An 18,071-nucleotide genomic window follows, 5' to 3' on the forward strand; every position below is an offset into this window, starting at 1 on the left:
CGCAGGTTGCACCACGTCAGGCCGATGGTTGCGCGAAGGCGCTTCGACGACGGCCACCCACCACGACCAGTTCGACTGCGAGCGGGAAGCGGCCCGCATGTACCCGCCGTCGATCACGACCGTGCAGCAAGTTGCCGGCCGGTCGTCCGAGAACACGAAGTGCACGAAGAAGGGCGACACGGTCGACTGCCAGACCACGACAACACCCCCGCTGGCTTTCGCCCCGCAGGTCAGCGATGCCAATGAAGGCCGTCGGTCCCAGGCGCAGGGGTCCTGCATGCGCGGCAAGGGCTACTACTGGCAGGAGGACCGGTGATCAGACGGGGGACGACGGACGAGGGCGTCCTGAGGCCCTCGTCTGGTGATGCCGGGCATGACGGCCCGCGCGAGCGACGTCAACTGCCGTACTTGATCGAGCAGCCGTAAGGCTTGGTGCTCGCATGCGTGATCTTCTTGCCCGCGGCCAGCTCGCCCAGCGCCGTCTTCACGTAAGGATCGGCCTTGGCGATGTCGTCGGCCTTGGCGGTCGCGATGCTGTCGATGCCGCCCTTGTAGACCAGCACGCCTTGCGGATTGACGATGAACAGGTGCGGAGAGGTCTGCGCGCCATAGGCCTTGCCCAACTGGCCGCTGGGATCGAGCAGCACCTGCGTCGGCGCCGCGCCGCGGTCCTTGTTCAGCTTCGTCGCCGTCGCCCCGTCGACATGGCCCTGCTGGCCCGGCGCGGACGAGATCACCTGCAGCCACACGACGCCTTGCGCGGTGGCCTCCTTCTGCAGCGCCGGGATGTTGCCGCTGCCGTAATGCTTCTTCACGAAGGGGCAGTCGTGGTTGGTCCATTCCAGCACCACGGTCTTGCCCTTGTAGCTGTCCAGCGTGACCGTCTTGCCGTCGGCCGTCGTCGCGCTGAACGCGGGCGCGGGTTGGTCGATCTGCGCCTGCGCATGCGCCAGGCCGGTTATCGCCATCGTCGCCGCCAGCGCGGCACCGGCCAGCACGACGCGGCGCGAGAGCGCGCCGCGGAACGAGAGGGTCGTGGAAGTCATCGAGCTGTTCATGACGGGGTCTCCAGGATGAAAACGGCAGTGGAATGAAAGAGGCGGTGCGCGCATGCGCTCAGGTCGTGCCGGCCCGCAGGGCCGTGGTGACGATGCCGGGCGTCAGCAACTGCGGCAGCACCTGCGCGTCGCTGCCGGTCCCGGCGGGATAGAACAGGTACAGCGGCACGCCGCTGCGATCGTGCTGTTTCAGCAGTTCGGTGATGCGCGGATCCTGGCGGGTCCAGTCACCCTTGAGGTAGGTCACGCCTTGCTTCTCGAAAGCGTCGCGCACCTCGTCGGTGGACAGCGCCACCCGCTCGTTCACGAGACAGGTGATGCACCACGACGCGGTCAGGTTCACAAACACCGGCTTGCCTTGCGCGCGCAGCTGGGTCAGACGTTCGGGGGAGTAGGGCTCGTGATCGATGGATGCGGCCCGCGATGAGCTGCCCGATGTCGTGGCGCTGGGCGACTCCTCGCCGCCGATGGCTGTCAGCGTCGGCAGCAGAGCAGCTGCCGCTGCCAACGAAGCGATCGCCGCACCGGCGCCCGTCCATCGCCAGCGCGAAGTCGCGTTCCGGGTGACTGACCGGATCCAGGCAGCAAGCGCCAGCAGCCCCATCCCTGCGAGCGCCACCAGCACGCCCATCGGCCCGGCCTGCTGGGCGATCACCCACACCAGCCAGATCGCGGCCGCGAACATCGGGAACGCCAGTGCCTGCTTGAGGACGTCCATCCAGACGCCGGGACGCGGCATGCGTCGCTGCAGCGCGGGCCACCAGGCCAAGGCCAGGTAAGGCAGCGCGAGGCCCAGTCCCAGCGACAGGAACACCGCCATCAACTCCACGGCAGGCTGCGCCAGTGCGTACGCCATCGCGGCGCCCATGAACGGCGCAGTGCACGGGGTGGCGACCACCGTCGCGAGCACGCCGGTGAAAAAGCTGCCGGCGAGGCCGGGCTTGCTCGCGAGGCCTTGCCCGACTCCCGCAAAGCCAGCACCGATCTGCAATTGACCCGCCAGCGACAGCCCGAGTACGAACATCAGCCAGGCCAGCAGCAGCACGAACAGCGGCGAGTGGAACTGGAATCCCCAACCGACACTGCCGCCCGCGCCACGCAACACAAGCAGCACCGCGCCGAGCACGGCGAACGCAGCCAGCACGCCGGCGGTGTAGGCCAGGCCGTGACGGCGGTGCTCACCGGCGTTGCCGTGCAGGAAGCCGAGTGCCTTGATCGCCAGCACCGGGAACACGCAGGGCATGAGATTGAGGATCAGGCCGCCGATCAACGCGAAGCCCATGGCGCTCCAGAGGCTGATGTCGGCGTCCCTGCTGCTTGGGGACGCAGGCGCCGATGACGCCGGGGTCGTTGTCGATACGCCTGTCGATGTCGGCGCAGTCAGCGCGCCGGTCACCGGCAGACTGACCTCCCAGGCCTTGCCATCGATCAGCAACAGGCCCTCCAGCGGCTTGCCCGCCTTCGCCGGTTCGTCGCCGACCGGCACGCGCAGACGCCAGTCATCCCCCATGCGATCGAGTTGCGGCCTCGCCGCGTGTTGGATCCGACCCCAGTGCTGCGGCATGAACAGCGCCTGCTTGACGTCGGTCACAGCCGACGCCGGCCACGTCACCACGAGTTCCCTGCCTTCCAGCCGCGCAGCCGCCTGGAACGGCAGCTTACCTGGCAACCCTGCACGCGCCGAGAACAAGGCCGGCGCGTCGGTCGAGGCCGTTTCCTTCGTGCCGACGGGAAGCGACAACGAGAGTCCGGCTTGCTGAGGGATGCATTCCTCGCGGCAGACGAGCCAGGTGGCTTGCGCGGACACCGTGGCGGTCGTTCCCGGGGTCAGGTCTTGAGGCAGACGGACCTGCGTCAGCAGCAGGACCTTGTCTTCGTAGCCGTAGTTGGTGATGGGTCCGACGTCGAATCGTTTGGGCGCGGGCCAGAGGATCTCGCCGGCCGTCGCGCCATCGGGCAGTGACCATTCGATGCTGGTCGGCTGGCCCGAGTCGCCCGGGTTCTTCCAGTACGTGTGCCAATGGGGCGCGACGCGCTGCTCGAGCGCGAGCAGCAGCGTCTGTCCTGGTGCCACCTGCGAGGAGGCGCTGATCAATCGGACCTGGACCTCCTCGGTCGCGGCATGGTCCGGCGGCAGCTGGGCACTCGCCATCGCGGTGCCGAACGTGGTCAACGCGGCGAGCGTTGTCGCGGCCACTGATCGCAGGCGTTGCATGGAAAGAAAACTCATGGGCGCGATGCTAGGCAATGGCCCCGACCCTCACAAGGCATCGTCTTTCCTTGTTTCCTTACTTTCCCCATTCGAAGAAACCGGGAAATCCGAAACCCGCGATTCACACCCTCCGTGATCTGCGCCGGAAACGCGAAGTCAGCGAGCAAGGGTGGGGCCGGAATGGGGCTTGGGGTTCCCGGAGGGAGGCCCCATGCCCCGTGGAGAGCCCGCGCTTGGCCAACCGGCGTCGAGGACCCTGGAAAAGCGCAAAACCAGCGTTCAAAACCGCTGAGAGCCTGACAACCCCTGCCAGGAAAAAGCGCGGAATCAACCGTTCGGAATCTCGGGTTCGACGAGCTGGCCGAGCAGGGTCAGGGACTCCTGCCAGCCGAGATAACAGGCTTGCGAGGGGATGACATCGGGGATGCCTTCCTGCGTGACGTGCATTTCCGTCCCGCAGAAAACGGCCGTCAGCTCGACGGTCGTGGTCATGTCGCCGGGCAGGTTGGGGTCGTCGAAGCGGCTGGTGTAGCGGAGCTTCTTCCCCGGTTCGAGCTCGAGGTATTCCCCGCCGAAGCTGTGAGACCCGCCCGCCGAGAGGTTGGTGAACGACATGCGCCACGTGCCGCCGACCTTCGGATCCATTTGGTGCATGGTGCCGGTGAAGCCATGGGGCGGCAGCCATTTGCACATGGCGGCCGCGTCGGTGAAGGCGCGATAGACGCGTTCCGGCGGCGCTTTCAGGACGCGGTGCAGGCGGATGGTGAAAGGCATCGGAGTCTCCTGGATTCGTTTGCGAACGGAGATTCACGATAGCTTCGGCGCGTGTCCGGCGCGAGACCCCGCGCCCCTGACAGGGATTCCACGGAGGGCGGCTTTGCCCCACGGATTCGCGCCCGGGTCAGTCCTTGCTCAGACGGAGAAGGACCACTCCAGGATGCTCGCGCGTTCGGGCCGGCGCTCGCGCGCGGCACGGGCCTTGGCGGCCTCGACCCAGCGCTTGGCCAATGGGAACGGGCCAAAGCCGGATTCCGTGTTGATGTGCCCGACCAGGCCGATGTTGCTGTAGCTGCTGCCCCAGCGCGTGGCCCAGCGCAACGCGCTCGACGCGCTCATCCAGGGGTCGTTCTGGCTGGCGATCAACGCCGTCGGTCGACCCAGGCGTTGATGCGGCAGACTTTCCGCGAGACCGAACTTGTCGGGCTCCGCCGGAGCGACCAGCAGCGCCTCGCGCACCGGTGAATCCGGATGGCGCTGCAGGTGATGCGCCAGCGCCAGGCAGCCGAAGCTGTGCGCCACGACGATCCATTCGCCGGGCCCCGCGTTGTCGATCCGCGCGTGGATGCGCTCTGACCACCGCTCCAGATCCGGATGGCTGAAGTCGCGCTGGCGCACCCGGTGCGCGTCGCGGTACTGCTGCTCGAGCCAGGTCTGCCAATGCGCCGGCCCGCTGTCGTGCAGGCCGGGGATGATCAGCAGGCGCGGCTCGGCGCTGCCGTTGTGCTGCGTCGCACGGAGAGGGTAGAGCGCCATGGCGATCTCCTGCTGGACTCGGGCCGGACGCTCACAGGGTGGCGATCGACACCTCGGTGGACTTCACCAGCGCGACGACTTCCTTGCCGACGGTCAGGTTGAGTTCCTTCACCGAGCGTGTCGTGATGACCGAGGTGACGATCAGGCCGCCGGCGGTCTGCACATCGACTTCCGAGACGACCGGTCCTTCGACGATTTCCTTGATGGTGCCGCGGAACTGGTTGCGGACGTTGATGGCGGTGATGGTCATGTGGGGGCTCCAAAGAAGATGGGGACCAGCTTAGGCAGCCCGGCTCATTTGCCGAACGAAGCGCTTGATGGATCAACATGCGCTGACCGAATAAGGGCGGGGGAGGGCGGGAACGGTAAAGCGGAGGTAAAGCCGGTGTCGCTGCTGCACGATGCGCCCGCCCGGTGCGGTCCCCGGGGAATCTCCGTTGAAGGCTGTCATGAAGCCCCATGCACAATCCGCCATCCCCTGCCGGCACGCCCGCCGGCGCATCGTTCGACACGGGTTTCTTGTCATGACCAAATCGTTTGCGCGCGGCCTGGCCGCGTTGTCGCTGCTGGCCGTCTGCTGCGGTCAGGCCTTCGGATTCGGCGCCGTCGGCCACAACACCGTCGGTGAGATCGCCGCCCAGCTGATCAAGGGCCATCGCGCCGAAGCCGAGGTCAAGCGCATCCTCGGGCCGGTCTCGCTGCGCGACATCGCCGTGTGGGACGACTGCGTGAAGGGCATCGACACCGGCAACGAGTTCAAGTACGCCGTGACGGGCCGCTTCGCCGAGTGCGCGGTGTTCGAGAACAACGCCGAGGAAGAAGCCCGGATGCGCGACTACGTGAAGCGCAATTTCGAGCAGTGCCAGCCCAAGCCCGGCGAGGAGTCCTGCAACAAGCAGTACCACTATGCCAACGTCGCGATCCAGCGCGGCCGCTACGTGCCTGGCGCGATCGGGACCAGCGACCATGACCTGGTGCCGGCGCTGAAGGCGGCGATCCTCGTGCTGAAGACCGGCAAGCAGACACCGCCGATGGACTTCAACGAGCGGGACGCGCTGGCGCTGATCGCTCACGCGATCGGCGACATGCACCAGCCGCTGCACATGGGTTCGCTGTACCTGGACGCGGACGGCAAGCCGTACGACCCGGACACGCAGGGCACCGACGCGCAGACGCACACGGTCGGCGCCAACGCCATCACGCTGCCCAAGCCGGACGGCACGCCGGGCGGCAACCTGCACAGCTACTGGGATGGGATGCCGGGCCGGCTGAGCGCGGAGCAACTGGCTGCGATGCCGGCACTGGCCAAGGATGTACCGCCCGCGACGGGCAATCCGGACGACTGGCCCGTGCAGTGGGCGAGCGAGTCGCTGCTGGGCGCCCGGGACGCGTTCGAGGGCATGAGCTTCGGTGCCCGCCAGCAGAGCCTGCGCGGTCCGCGCTGGCTGGCCACGCCTCCGGCAGGCTACGAGGCCCGCAGCCTCGAACAGACGCGTCTGAACGTCATCAAGGGCGGCGCCCGGCTGGCGCAGGTGCTGGAGAGCATCTGGCCTGACAAGGCAGACAAGAAGTAGTTTTCGGAAGTCCTTTCCAACGCATCGCGAAGCCCCGCCAGAGCGGGGCTTTTTTTCGTCCTGACGGACGATTTGTCTTGAGGGCAGGCCTGTGCACAACCCTGGGGATGAGCGATGAACAACTGGCAGGTTGTCCACACCGCTGCCGCGCGTCCGGAACTTGTTGTCTTTCCATCCCGCAGTTGCCCCGGGTTCGGCCCACATCGTTGCCCTGCTCGCAAGTCCTTGTTCTGACAAGCAATTCGGGCGTTGTCCACACGAACCCGCGAACACCTACTAATACGACCAAGGAGATATTCAATACAAGAAGATAAGAAAAGCGGGCATGTCACACTCTCGGAATGTCTGCTTTACCTGCTTCTCCCGCTTCGCTTTTCACCGCCTCGGCGGGATTCGAGTCGGCGTGTCAGATCGACGCGCTCCCTCCCGGCCACCGCTCCCGCGGGCTTCACGGTCACAGCTATCTGGCCACGGTCCGCGCTGAACTGCCCGCCGGCTGGGCACCGTTTCCCGGAGGCGAAGTCAGCGCGCTGCGCGACTGCCTCGAACGCTGCATCGCCCCGCTGGACCATGCGCTGCTGAACGAGCACATCACCCAGCCCACCGACGAGAACATCGCCCGCTGGATCCGGCACCGTCTCGAGACCGAGTTCAAGGTTCCCGGCATCACGCAGGTCGGCATCCAGAGCACCTCGAACTCCGGCGTCGATCTCGACGCCAACGGTCATGCGCATGTCTGGCGTCGATACCGCTTCCAGGCCGCGCATCAGCTGCCCAACGTCCCGATGGGCCACAAGTGCGGCCGCATGCACGGTCATGGCTTCGAATTGATCCTGCATGCCAACCAGGACCTCGGCGAGCGCGACCTGAGCATCGACTACGACCACCTCGACGAGCTCTGGGCACCGTTCCATGCACAGCTGAACTACCAGTGCCTGAACGAGATCGAAGGCCTGTCCAACCCGACCAGCGAGTTGATCTCGTCCTGGCTGTGGGCTCGCCTGAAGCCGCAACTGCCCGAGCTGAGCTGGGTCACCGTCTACGAGACCGGATCGAGCGGCGCCAATTTCGACGGCGAGCGCTACCGGATCTGGAAGGAGTTCACCCTCGACAGCGCGGTGAAGCTCAACCGCGCACCGGCGGAGCATCCGCTCGCCGGCATCCACGGCCACACGTTCACGCTGCGTCTGCACCTCAGCGCGCAGTTGGACCAGGTCTTCGGCTGGGCCATGGACTTCAGCGACGTGAAACTGCTGTTCGATCCGATCTTCAAGGCCATGGACCACCATCCGCTGCATGAGCTCGCCGGCCTGGCCGACTCGGACACGGCCAGCCTGGCCGCGTGGGTGCTGCAACGAGCCAAGGCGCAGTTGCCCCCCCTGGAGCGCGTCGACCTGTACGAGACCCGCGGCAGCGGCGTCATCGTCAGCCACGGTCCCTTCGAGGAGCTGATCCCCGTATGACCTACGCCGTCAAGGAAATGTTCTACACGCTGCAGGGCGAGGGCGCCCAGGCCGGCCGCGCGGCCGTGTTCTGCCGCTTCGCCGGATGCAACCTGTGGTCAGGCCGCGAGCAGGATCGAGAGAAAGCCGTCTGCACCTTCTGCGATACCGACTTCGTCGGCACGGACGGGCAGGGTGGGGGCAAGTTCGCCTCGGCCGATGCGTTGGCGGAAGCCATTGCCGACAAGTGGCCCAAGGACGAACACGGCAGGAAGACCGGCACGCCCTACGTCGTCTGCACCGGTGGCGAGCCGCTGCTGCAGCTCGACGGCCCGCTGATCACCGCGCTGAAAGCGCACGGCTTCGAGATCGCCGTCGAGACCAACGGCACCCAGCCGGCACCCGAAGGCCTGGACTGGATCTGTGTCAGCCCCAAGGCCGACGCGGAAGTCGTCCTGACGAAGGGCAACGAGTTGAAGCTGGTTTATCCACAGCCTTTGGCCTTGCCTGAGCGCTTCGCGGATCTGGCCTTCGACCACTTCTTCCTCCAGCCCATGGACTCGGTCCTGCAGAAGCAGAACACCAGGGCGGCCATCGCGTATTGCATGGACCATCCGCAATGGAAGCTGTCGATCCAGATGCACAAGGTGGTCGGGATCGATTGAGGCGGACGGGGAAGTTATCCCCGTTTCCGTTGGCGCTAGCGCAAGTCGGACGCTGCTGTATAGCCAACAAGGCTGTGGAAAACTTTCTGGCAACTGGCCACTTCTCCACAGGCCGGCAGGGGGAGGCCCCGGTTGTTGTCGATCCGTGCAACGCCAACGAGGCCCTCCACGCACAAGGTTTCAGTCTTCTCAAGTCCTTGGTTCTGAAAGGAATTTTCGACTTGTCCACAAAAAGATGGTCCCTCTACTAAGACGACTAAAGAGATATTTAAAACCTTGATGTTGAAAACAGAGGCGGGAAATTTCTCTGCGGCGTTGCTGTGGGGTGCTTGCACCGCACACGGCGCTTGAGCAGGCCGCCCCGGACTTGCACACTGCGAAGCCATGGACATTGCCGACTTGCAACGACGGCTGCGCGACTTCGCCGCAGCCCGCGACTGGGACCCGTACCTCACGCCGAAGAACCTGGCGATGGCGCTGGTCGTGGAGTCGGCTGAGCTCGTCGAAATCTTCCAGTGGAAGACCGCCGAGGAGTCGCGGCAGCTGTCGCCCGAGGAGCACCAGCACCTCGGCGAAGAGGTCGCCGACGTGTTGATGTACCTGCTGCAGATCGCTGATCGCGCCGGCATCGACGTGCCGGCTGCAGTCGATCGGAAGATCGCGATGAACGCCAAGAAATATCCCGCCCCGACCGCATGAAGCGCACGATCGCCGTCATCGACTTCGAGACCACCGGCAACTCCCCGCAGGGCGGAGGTCGCGCTACCGAGATCGCCGCCGTGCTGCTGCGCGACGGCGAGATCGTCGGCCAGTACCAGAGCCTCATGAACACGGGCGCCTGGATCCCGCCGATGATCGAGCGCCTCACCGGCATCAGCAACGAGATGGTCGAGGACGCGCCCGATGCAGCCCAGGTCATGCGTGAGGTCGCGACGTTCACCGAGGGCTGCGGCTTCGTCGCGCACAACTCGAGCTTCGATCGCGGCTTCTGGCTGCATGAGCTCACCCGCGCGGACGCTTCGCCGCGCGTCGCGCCGGAGTTCGCCTGTACCGTGAAACTGGCTCGCCGCCTCTATCCGGAATCGCCGAACTGCAAACTCGGCACCCTTGCCCGCTATCACCGCTTGCCGGACAACGGCCGTGCCCACCGCGCCCTTGCGGACGCGTTGACCACCGCTCAGCTGGTGCAGCGCATGCAGCGCGACATCGGTGTTGAACTCGCTGAATTTCTCGGGGAACTGAGCGTCGAACACGAGCTGCTGTTGCGATTGCAGGCCGTGGCGCGTCCCCATTGGAACAAGGCCGCCACCGGTTTTGCGCGCGACTTCCGTCGCCATCTGCAGGTCTCGCTGGTCTGAAGTTCGCCTGCCGTGAGCTTTGAGCGGGGTGCTTGCTTGAATGCGCACTGCGGCGATCAAGATCAGTAAAACATTTACTGTCAAGGTGCCCGTTTGGTCGCATTGACTGGGACAATCCCGCCCTTTCCCCGAAATGCGTTTGTTCTCCAAGTATGTCGAGTATTCAGATTCGCCCGGCCACGCTGCGTGATGCCAAGGCCATCGCCCAGATCCAGGTGAGTTCCGCTCAGGACGCGTACAAGGAGTTCTGGCCCGATACCGCCCTGAACGGCCTGTCCGTCGCCCAACGCCAGGCCTACTGGCGCGAAGCCATCAACATGTGCGAGCCGCAAGTGCTGGTCGCGCACCTGGACAACGAGGTGATGGGTTTCGTCGGCTTCGACCGCTCCCGCGACAAGGGCACGCCCTCCACCACTGGTGAGATCTGGGCCATGTACGCCATGCCCGCCCACTGGGACAAGGGCGTCGGCCAGGCGCTGGTCGAAGCGGCGCAGGAAGGTCTTCAGGAAGAAGGCTGCACCCGCGTCACGCTGTGGACCTACAAGAACAACGAGCGCGCCATGCGCTTCTTCGAGATCGCCGGCTTCAAGGCCGAGAACGACAGCGTGAAGGCAGTCGACGTCGAAGGCCGCGCGCTGGAACAGCTCCGTCTGCAGCGCTCGCTGGTCTGATCGCGTGCTGGCGAAGCTGACGTCCAAGAACCAGCTGACCCTGCCGAAAAGCGTCACCGACAAACTCGGTCCCGTGCAGTACTTCGAAGTGCTGCTCCAGGCCGGGCAGGTCGTGTTGACGCCGGTGCGCATCCAGCGCGGCGATGCGGTCCGGGCCAAGCTGGCGGAACTCGAGCTCGACGATGGGGTCATCGCCAAGGCGATGGCCTTCTCGTCCAAGGCGGCGAAGCCTGCCGTGAAGGCCGTGAAAGCCGTCAAGAAGCCCGCCGTGGCAGGCAAGACTGCCGTCCGCAAGACTGCTCGCAAATCCGCATGACGCGTCGATCGAAGCCGGCGACGCCTGAACGCGCCGTCATCGATCCGGCATTGATCCTGCGCGCGTTGCTGATGTCGGGTGGCGAAGCGCTCGGACTGCGCCGCGCATGGCAGCAAGGTGTGCTGAGACCGTTGGTGAGTCCCGACCTAGCCGCGACGCTGATGCGAGCGCTGGCCTATCCGAAGTTCGCCTTGTCCGAGGCGCAGCAGCGGGAACTGCTCGCCGATTTCCTGCCGTACGCAGAGGTGGTGAAGCCGGCGCGTGGGCCGCGGATCACGGGCGTTTCCGAGTCCGTGCAATCGCTCGTCGAACTCGCGCTGCAAGGTGGTGCTTCACTGCTGCTGTGCGACGACGTGGTGCTGTCGGCATGGTCTGCGAACAGTCGCAGTCAGGCCGCCCGGCAACTCTGCACGGTGCGTGCGATGTCTGCATGGTTCCAGGTGTTGCCCCCCTCCCGTCGTGACATGTTGCTTTGCTAGATTCCGCGGTCGCATATGTCCAGCTTCCACGATCGCATCCCCAGCAACATGTGGCGCGTGGTGTTCTACGAACGCCGCGGCAATCGCGTCCACCTTGACCGCACCGGGCCCTGGCTCCCGGAGAAGATGCACGCCCGGCAATGGGCCGACTGGTTCAAGGAGCAGGGCTATCACGTCGCGCTCCAGGATCAGAACGGCAGCCTCGAAAAGCTGCACGTGGGACTTCCGGGCTGAGGCTCGCGTCGGAGCTCAGGCGGCCGGGCGGAACCCCTGACGCTCCAGCGCCCAGCCGTCCGTGGGAGCGTCGTGACTCTGGACGCGCACCGTGCTCAGCCGCTTGTTGGCGGCGCGTTGCACCAGCTGTTCCGCCTGCTCGGGGGTCAGTTGTTGCGCGAAGTGCGTCCAGCGCTTCTGCAGCAGCGGATCGCGCCAGGCATCCTCCAGCGCCCAACGGATTTCCATCGGGTCGCTGAGCGACTGGCAGCGCAGCACGCGCGGAACAAGGGCCAGCACGAACTTCGAGAAATCGGCGCGTTGTTGAGCGGCCATCAGCGCTTCCAGTCGCGTCAGGCGCTGGCTCCATCCGGGCGTCGCCAGCTGCCGCGTGACCAGCGCCTGCAAGGCTTGCACGGGGTTGAACATCCGCAACCGGTTCGGTGGCAGCACCAGCATCGGCAACTGCGCGGCCAGGTCATGCGACATCGGGGTCACGAAGCTGGTCAGGATCGCCATGCGTTCCCAGGCGTCGGCGTTCAGGCCGCCGGCCATCGTCATCGGTCCCTGGCGCAGGCTTTGCGCCATCGCCCAGCATTGCTGCCATCCGCGGTCGAGCTTCGCGACATTGGCCGCGTGGCTCATCAGGGCCAGGTTGCCCGCGGCGTAGCCGGCGTCGTCACGTACGCGGTCGATGGAGCGGCGTTGTGGGTGGTCCTGCTCGTCATTGAACGCCAGGCGGCTGACCGGGCAGTGCGTCGTGTCCAGCTGCTGCAGGTAGTTGGGCGTGACCAGGAGCGTCTCGAAACTGCGGCCGCGCTGCCAGGCGTGCAGGCGCAGCGAAAGCCACAACTGCGTTTGGCGAGGCGACTTGAGCGTGCGCGCACCGAAGGTCGATCGGCCCAGTTGCCAGCCTTGCTGAAGCGGCGATTGGCGGAACAGCTGCTCGACCGGCGGCGTCTGCCCGTGATGCGCATAGTCCCAACCCAGTTCGAACCCGATGCGCTCGTGGCTGGAGACACCGGTCTCGTCCTTGGCGTCGACCATGGCCTCCACGGCGGTCATCGGCAGGGGCAGTTGCTGGATGGCGATGTCGTTGGCGTTGCGGTGGATCGTGGCGACCATGTGGGTTCTCCTTGAGGACTTGGAAACCGAGGCCTGGCGCAAGACAGCTTCAGGCTTGGGATCAAGTATTCAAGCTGGGTGGCTCATAGAATGAGCTACACCGCCATCGGTCCACAGAAAGTTGTGGATCGACCACCCAGATCTGTCAGGAGAGCACCTTCATGGACCGCACCGAGCGCTTCTACAAGATCGAGATGCTGATCCGCAGCCGCGGCTGCGTGAGCTTCGCGGAGATGCGTGAGTTGCTGGAGGTGTCGCCGGCGACGCTCAAGCGGGACCTGCAGTACCTGCGCGAGCGCATGGATGCCCCGATCGAATATGACGCCACGGAGAACGGCTATCGCTTCGGCCAGCAGTGGCGAGGCCAGCGGCATGAGCTGCCCGGCGTGTGGTTCAGCGAAAAGGAGCTGCACGCACTGCTGACCATGCATCAGATGATGGCCGGACTCGACGAGAACGGTCTGCTCAGCCGCCACCTGCAGCCGATGCTGGACAAGCTCACCGGCATGCTTGGCGGTGACGAGGTCGAGGCGCAGGAGATGACGCGTCGCATCAAGCTGATCTCGACGGCCCGGCGACGGGTGCCGTCAGAGCATTTCGAGACGGTGGGAAGCGCCGTCGTGAAGCGCCGGCGGCTGAAGCTGCGCTACCGCAAGCGCGGACCCGGCGGTGGATCGGTCAGCGATCGGGAGGTATCTCCGCAGCGCCTGGTGCATTACCGGAACACCTGGTACCTCGATGCGTGGTGCCACGCCAGCGACGGGCTGAGACGATTCGCGCTCGACGCGATGGAGGATGCCGCGGTGATGGAGGATCAGGTCGCGCGCAGCCTGCCGCTGAAGGAACTCGAAGGAGAGCTCGACCAGGGCTACGGGATCTTCGCCGGCGGCGATCCGCAATGGGCCACGGTGATCTTCAGCGAGCAGATCGCGGCTTGGGTCTCCAGCGAGGAATGGCACCCGGCCCAGCGCAGTGAATGGCTGCCGGACGGGCGCTGGCAGCTGGAACTGCCGTTCGTGGATGCGACCGAACTGCTGATGGACCTGTTGCGGCATGCCGGCCAGGTCGAGGTCGTGGAACCGCCCGCGTTGCGCGACGCCTACGGGAAGCGCCTCAGGACCGCGGCGGCCGCCGTGGCCTGAGCGGGGCCGTCAAGGCGCTCAGCCGGCGTTTCCGGGGCCTTCCTGGGCTTGTTCCGTGGCGTCCTCGGCGGCGTCTTCCGCAGCGTAGCGAGCCATGCGCTCGCTTTTCCAGTAGACGTCGTCGCCGCCCTTGCCGTCCAGGTTGGCCCGGTTGAGCACGCGAGCCAGCACGAACAGCAGATCGGACAAGCGGTTCAGGTAGTGGCGCGGCGCCGTGTTGATCGTCTCTTGCGCCGCCAGGGTGACGACGGCTCGCTCGGCGCGGCGGGCGATCGTGCGGCAGACATGGGCGATGGCGGCGCTGCGCGTGCCGGCCGGCAGGATGAACTCCGCCAGGCGGGGCAGGGCGGCGTTGTGGTCGGCCAGCGCCTGGTCGAGGTGCAGCACGGCCGCTTCCTTCAGCAGGCTGTAGCCGGGCATGCAAAGCTCGCCGCCGAGGTTGAACAGCTCATGCTGGATCGTGACCAGCAGGTCGCGCACGTCGTCGGGCAGCGGCTCGGCCAGCAGCACGCCGATCTGGGAGTTCAGTTCGTCCACGTCCCCCATCGCCTGCACGCGCAGGTGGTCCTTGGGGACGCGGGTGCCGTCGCCGAGGCCGGTGGTGCCGTCGTCGCCGGTGCGGGTCGCGATCTGGGAAAGTCGATTGGCCATGACGGGTGCCGCGCGGGCTGCGGAAGTGCAAACCCGGCATCTTGCCGCAACTCGCCCGGCCCCCGGGCGGGGCTGCCTCAGTTCCGGCTGCCGCTGCGGTGGAACACCGGACGGTGGTGGGACATCCCGGTCGAATGGCCATGGATGTCGTGGACCGTGTGGCGCGGAATGCCGACGGGTCTCGGGATGTGATGCGCCTGTGGGCGTGTGCCGGGTTCAGGCGTGTCGGCCGGAATGCCAGGATCGATGTCGCGGGCCGCGGCGTCGTTGGGCAGGTGGCGGAGCTGATCCATCCACCAGACCTTCAGCCAATCCATGCGCAGGGTGGCGACCACCAGCAGCGCCAGCAGCAGGGCCCAGATCGTCCATAACCACAGATGGGACATGGCGGACTCCTCATGTCGCGCGAGCCAGCGCGCGGTCCGTCCATGCTGTCACTGTGCGGGGCGCGACGCAAGCGCGACGATGCAAGCGGATGCAGCGACGACCCTTCCTAGAATCGACCGGACAACACCGGCCGGGAGTTCCTGCGCATCGGACCGTGTGGAACCAGGAGACAGCGATGAATGCGCCTCGAGAACTCGGTGACCACCCGACGTCGAACCCACCGGTCCATCAGCCGTCCCACCAACCGTCTTATGCGCCGCGGCCGATGCCGGCGGCAATGCTGGACGCATTGAAGGCGCGGTTCGGTGAGCGCTGCAGCACCGCGATGGCGCTGCGTGAGCAGCACGGTCGCGACGAATCGCCTTTCGACGTGCCGCCGCCCGAGGCCGTCGTCTTCGCGGAGAGCAACGAGGACGTGGCGGCGGTGCTGGCGCTGGCCAATGCGCATCGCGTGCCCGTGATTCCCTACGGCGCCGGAACCTCGTTGGAAGGACACTTGCTGGCGGTGCACGGTGGCGTGAGCCTGGACCTGTCGCGGATGAAGGCCATCCTCGGTATCGACGCCGAGGACTTGACCGTGACCGTACAGGCCGGCGTGACGCGCAATCAGTTGAATGCGGAGATCCGGCATCAGGGTCTGTTCTTCCCGATCGACCCTGGCGCGGATGCGTCGATCGGCGGGATGTCGGCGACGCGTGCGAGCGGCACGAACGCCGTCCGCTACGGAACGATGAAGGAGAACGTGCTCGGGCTGACCGTCGCGACACCGGAAGGCCGTCTGATCCGCACCGGCTCCCGTGCACGAAAGAGCAGCGCCGGGTACGACCTGACGCGCCTGTATGTCGGCAGCGAAGGCACGCTCGGCGCCATCTGCGAGATCACGCTGCGGCTGTATCCACTGCCGGAAGCCGTGTCGGCGGCGGTGTGCTCCTTCGAGTCGATCGACGCGGCGGTACGGACGACGATCGCGATCATCCAGATGGGCGTTCCGATCGCGCGCTGTGAGTTGCTCGACGCGCACGCCGTGCGGGCGGTCAACCGGCATGACAAGCTGACGTTGCGCGAGGCACCGATGCTGTTGATGGAGTTCCATGGCTCCGAGGCCGGTGTCGCGGAGCAGGCCGCGACGGTCCAGGAGATCGCGGCCGAACACGGCGGCACCGGTTTCGAATGGGCGACGACGCCGGAGGAGCGCACGCGCCTCTGGACCGCGCGGCACCACGCCTACCTGTCGGCGCTGCAGATGAAGCCCGGCTGCCGCGCGGTGACGACGGACACCTGCGTGCCGATCTCGCGCCTGGCGGAATCGATCAACATTTCGGTCGAAGAGGTCGAGGCGAGCGGACTGCCCTACTTCATCGTGGGCCACGTCGGCGACGGCAACTTCCACATGGGGTATCTGATCGATCCGGCCATTCCCGCGGAGCGCGAAACCGCCGAACGCCTGAGCGCGCAGATGGTGGCGCGGGCCATCGCGCTCGAAGGCACCTGCACCGGTGAGCACGGCATCGGCCTGCACAAGCAGGGCTTCCTGCTGCAGGAGGCCGGGGACGGCGCGGTCGATCAGATGCGGGCGCTCAAGCGGGCGCTCGATCCGAACGACATCATGAATCCCGGGAAGATCTTCGTCTGAAGGGCCCGGGAAGTCAGTGTTGAGGTGCCGGAACGCTCCAGCGGCGTGAGACGTCGCCGCGCGCGTTCACGCTCTCGAGCTGGACGCCGAATCCCCAGAGGCGCGCGACATGCTTCAGCACCTCCTGTGCGCCGTCGTGCAACGGGCGGTCCTGGTGCTGCTGGTGACGCAGCGTCAAGGAGCGGTCGCCGCGCAGGTTGACGTTCCAGACCTGGATGTTGGGTTCGCGCGTGGACAGGTCGTACTGCCGCGACAGCGCCTGGCGCACATACTGATAGCCCTGTTCATCGTGGATCGCGGAGATCTCGTACTCCGCCTGGTGCTCGTCGTCGAGGATCGAGAACAGCCGGAAGTCGCGCATGATCTTCGGGCTCAGGTACTGCGCGATGAAGCTCTCGTCCTTGAAGTTGCGCATCGCATGGTCCAGCGTCGGCAGCCAGTCGCTGCCGGCGATCGCGGGGAACCACTCGCGGTCCTCGTCGGTCGGCTTCTCGCAGATGCGCTTGAGGTCCGTGTACATCGCGAAACCCAGCGCATACGGATTGAGCTGTGTCATCGGCGGCTGCGCCACCACGTTGGTGTGCGACTTCAGCCACTCGATCATCATGCCGTCGGACAGGTAGCCGTCGTCGTACATGGTGTTCAGCAGCTTGTGATGCCAGAACGTCGCCCAGCCTTCGTTCATGACCTGCGTCTGCCGCTGCGGATAGAAGTACTGCGCGATCTTGCGGACGATGCGCACGATCTCCCGCTGCCAGGGCTCCAGCAGCGGCGCGTTCTTCTCGATGAAGTACAGCAGGTTCTCCTGCGGCTCGTCGGGGAAGCGGCGTTTCTCTTCCGCCTTGGCTTCGTCCTCGGGGCGCCGCGGCAAGGTGCGCCACATGTCGTTGACCTGCAGCTGCGCGTAGGACTCGCGGTCCTTGCGCATCGACTGCTCCTGCGCCAGCGAGAGCTTCGCCGGCCGGCGATACCGGTCGACGCCGTGATTCATCAGCGCATGGCACGAGTCCAGCGTGGACTCGACCGCGTCGAGGCCGTAACGCTGTTCGCAGTCGGCGACGTAGTTCTTCGCGTAGACGAGGTAGTCGATGATCGACGACGCGTCGGTCCACATCCGGAACAGGTAGTTGTTCTTGAAGAAGCTGTTGTGGCCGTAGCAGGCGTGCGCGATCACCAGCGCCTGCATCGCCATCGTGTTCTCCTCCATCAGGTAGGCGATGCAGGGATCGGAGTTGATGACGATCTCATAGGCCAGGCCCATCTGGCCACGCTTGTAGTTGCGCTCGGTGGAGATGAACTCCTTGCCGTAACTCCAGTGCCGGTAGTTCACTGGCATGCCGACGGACGCGTAGGCATCCATCATCTGCTCGGCGGTGATGACCTCGAGCTGGTTCGGATAGGTGTCCAGCCCGTAGCGCTCCGCGGTCTGGCGGATGACATCGTGGTACTGCTCGACGAGCTCGAAGGTCCAGTCGCTCGGTGAGGGAAGCGGATGCTCGGGCCGCTTCTCCAGCGGCCGCATCTGGGTCAGGGGCGCGCGAACCCGGCGGCCGCCATATTCGTTGGCACCCACACCGACACTGACATTGCGGCGATTCTCCAGACTGCTCAT

Annotated in this window: 20 protein-coding genes and 2 pseudogenes; 12 read left to right on the forward strand and 10 right to left on the reverse strand. The window is 65.9% G+C overall.

What is annotated here, in order from left to right; all coding sequences use genetic code 11:
- The first annotated feature begins 28 nt into the window (after nucleotides 1-28).
- On the forward strand, nucleotides 29-316 hold the full coding sequence (locus AC07OZ_RS09570) for a hypothetical protein (RefSeq protein ID WP_495466916.1): 288 nt from the start codon (nucleotides 29-31) through the stop codon (nucleotides 314-316).
- A 79-nt stretch (nucleotides 317-395) separates the two neighbouring features.
- On the opposite strand, the gene AC07OZ_RS09575 is transcribed toward AC07OZ_RS09570, so the two are convergent.
- The 6 genes and pseudogenes from AC07OZ_RS09575 to AC07OZ_RS09600 form a co-directional block, all read right to left on the reverse strand.
- Entirely contained in the window at nucleotides 396-1,046 is a 651-nt protein-coding gene (locus AC07OZ_RS09575; protein ID WP_495466917.1) for a redoxin domain-containing protein, read from the reverse strand.
- Between the two features lie 79 nt (nucleotides 1,047-1,125).
- Nucleotides 1,126-1,743, reverse strand: a pseudogene (locus AC07OZ_RS09580) (thioredoxin family protein); the annotation flags it as partial.
- Nucleotides 1,729-3,288 (reverse strand): annotated as a pseudogene (locus tag AC07OZ_RS09585) (protein-disulfide reductase DsbD domain-containing protein); the annotation flags it as partial. The pseudogenes AC07OZ_RS09585 and AC07OZ_RS09580, both read right to left, overlap by 15 nt.
- 309 nt (nucleotides 3,289-3,597) lie before the next feature.
- The gene (locus AC07OZ_RS09590; RefSeq protein ID WP_495466918.1) at nucleotides 3,598-4,044 is read right to left on the reverse strand and encodes an SRPBCC family protein; all 447 of its coding nucleotides are present in this window, start codon (nucleotides 4,042-4,044) and stop codon (nucleotides 3,598-3,600) included.
- Between the two features lie 138 nt (nucleotides 4,045-4,182).
- A complete protein-coding gene (locus AC07OZ_RS09595; RefSeq protein ID WP_495466919.1) occupies nucleotides 4,183-4,803 on the reverse strand; it encodes an RBBP9/YdeN family alpha/beta hydrolase in 621 nt (206 codons plus the stop codon).
- A 31-nt stretch (nucleotides 4,804-4,834) separates the two neighbouring features.
- Nucleotides 4,835-5,053 carry a TOBE domain-containing protein gene (locus AC07OZ_RS09600; RefSeq protein ID WP_377158865.1) on the reverse strand — a complete coding sequence of 73 codons (219 nt, stop codon included), beginning with the start codon at nucleotides 5,051-5,053 and terminating at the stop codon, nucleotides 4,835-4,837.
- Nucleotides 5,054-5,327: 274 nt separating this feature from the next.
- On the opposite strand from AC07OZ_RS09600, the gene AC07OZ_RS09605 reads away from it, so the two are divergent.
- The 9 genes from AC07OZ_RS09605 to AC07OZ_RS09645 all read left to right on the forward strand — a co-directional run bounded on the left by AC07OZ_RS09605 (nucleotide 5,328) and on the right by AC07OZ_RS09645 (nucleotide 11,542).
- Nucleotides 5,328-6,377: a S1/P1 nuclease gene (locus AC07OZ_RS09605; RefSeq protein ID WP_495466920.1), complete on the forward strand. Its 1,050-nt coding sequence runs from the start codon at nucleotides 5,328-5,330 to the stop codon at nucleotides 6,375-6,377.
- A 341-nt stretch (nucleotides 6,378-6,718) separates the two neighbouring features.
- Complete coding sequence (locus tag AC07OZ_RS09610; RefSeq protein ID WP_495466921.1) at nucleotides 6,719-7,840, forward strand: 6-pyruvoyl trahydropterin synthase family protein; 1,122 nt, start codon at nucleotides 6,719-6,721, stop codon at nucleotides 7,838-7,840.
- The gene (gene queE / locus AC07OZ_RS09615; protein ID WP_495466922.1) at nucleotides 7,837-8,484 is read left to right on the forward strand and encodes a 7-carboxy-7-deazaguanine synthase; all 648 of its coding nucleotides are present in this window, start codon (nucleotides 7,837-7,839) and stop codon (nucleotides 8,482-8,484) included. Before AC07OZ_RS09610 ends, queE begins: the two co-directional genes overlap by 4 nt.
- Nucleotides 8,485-8,868: 384 nt before the next feature.
- On the forward strand, nucleotides 8,869-9,183 hold the full coding sequence (locus tag AC07OZ_RS09620) for a nucleotide pyrophosphohydrolase (protein ID WP_495466923.1): 315 nt from the start codon (nucleotides 8,869-8,871) through the stop codon (nucleotides 9,181-9,183).
- The gene (locus AC07OZ_RS09625) at nucleotides 9,180-9,842 is read left to right on the forward strand and encodes a 3'-5' exonuclease (RefSeq protein WP_495466924.1); all 663 of its coding nucleotides are present in this window, start codon (nucleotides 9,180-9,182) and stop codon (nucleotides 9,840-9,842) included. Before AC07OZ_RS09620 ends, AC07OZ_RS09625 begins: the two co-directional genes overlap by 4 nt.
- A 152-nt stretch (nucleotides 9,843-9,994) precedes the next feature.
- Entirely contained in the window at nucleotides 9,995-10,513 is a 519-nt protein-coding gene (locus tag AC07OZ_RS09630) for a GNAT family N-acetyltransferase (protein ID WP_495466925.1), read from the forward strand.
- Between the two features lie 4 nt (nucleotides 10,514-10,517).
- The gene (locus AC07OZ_RS09635) at nucleotides 10,518-10,829 is read left to right on the forward strand and encodes an AbrB/MazE/SpoVT family DNA-binding domain-containing protein (protein WP_495466926.1); all 312 of its coding nucleotides are present in this window, start codon (nucleotides 10,518-10,520) and stop codon (nucleotides 10,827-10,829) included.
- Entirely contained in the window at nucleotides 10,826-11,308 is a 483-nt protein-coding gene (locus AC07OZ_RS09640) for a PIN domain-containing protein (RefSeq protein WP_495466927.1), read from the forward strand. The genes AC07OZ_RS09635 and AC07OZ_RS09640 overlap by 4 nt, the downstream gene beginning before the upstream one ends.
- 15 nt (nucleotides 11,309-11,323) lie before the next feature.
- Nucleotides 11,324-11,542, forward strand: a complete 219-nt coding sequence (locus AC07OZ_RS09645; RefSeq protein ID WP_495466928.1) for a hypothetical protein — start codon at nucleotides 11,324-11,326, stop codon at nucleotides 11,540-11,542.
- Nucleotides 11,543-11,557: 15 nt separating this feature from the next.
- Here AC07OZ_RS09645 and AC07OZ_RS09650 read toward each other — a convergent pair whose 3' ends face one another.
- Entirely contained in the window at nucleotides 11,558-12,646 is a 1,089-nt protein-coding gene (locus tag AC07OZ_RS09650) for a hypothetical protein (protein ID WP_495466929.1), read from the reverse strand.
- 161 nt (nucleotides 12,647-12,807) lie between these two features.
- Here AC07OZ_RS09650 and AC07OZ_RS09655 point away from each other — a divergent pair, with 161 nt between their 5' ends.
- Nucleotides 12,808-13,788, forward strand: a complete 981-nt coding sequence (locus tag AC07OZ_RS09655) for a helix-turn-helix transcriptional regulator (RefSeq protein WP_495466930.1) — start codon at nucleotides 12,808-12,810, stop codon at nucleotides 13,786-13,788.
- An 18-nt stretch (nucleotides 13,789-13,806) separates the two neighbouring features.
- Here the strand turns inward: AC07OZ_RS09655 and AC07OZ_RS09660 are convergent, their stop codons facing one another.
- Nucleotides 13,807-14,439: a cob(I)yrinic acid a,c-diamide adenosyltransferase gene (locus tag AC07OZ_RS09660; RefSeq protein WP_495466931.1), complete on the reverse strand. Its 633-nt coding sequence runs from the start codon at nucleotides 14,437-14,439 to the stop codon at nucleotides 13,807-13,809.
- Between the two features lie 77 nt (nucleotides 14,440-14,516).
- Complete coding sequence (locus AC07OZ_RS09665) at nucleotides 14,517-14,825, reverse strand: hypothetical protein (RefSeq protein WP_495466932.1); 309 nt, start codon at nucleotides 14,823-14,825, stop codon at nucleotides 14,517-14,519.
- A gap of 266 nt (nucleotides 14,826-15,091) precedes the next feature.
- On the opposite strand from AC07OZ_RS09665, the gene AC07OZ_RS09670 reads away from it, so the two are divergent.
- On the forward strand, nucleotides 15,092-16,459 hold the full coding sequence (locus AC07OZ_RS09670) for an FAD-binding oxidoreductase (RefSeq protein WP_495467358.1): 1,368 nt from the start codon (nucleotides 15,092-15,094) through the stop codon (nucleotides 16,457-16,459).
- A 13-nt stretch (nucleotides 16,460-16,472) separates the two neighbouring features.
- Here AC07OZ_RS09670 and AC07OZ_RS09675 read toward each other — a convergent pair whose 3' ends face one another.
- Complete coding sequence (locus AC07OZ_RS09675) at nucleotides 16,473-17,981, reverse strand: SpoVR family protein (RefSeq protein ID WP_495467359.1); 1,509 nt, start codon at nucleotides 17,979-17,981, stop codon at nucleotides 16,473-16,475.
- Nucleotides 17,982-18,071 lie beyond the last annotated feature (90 nt).

It is taken from the genome of Roseateles sp. GW821-FHT09G03 (assembly GCF_059416045.1).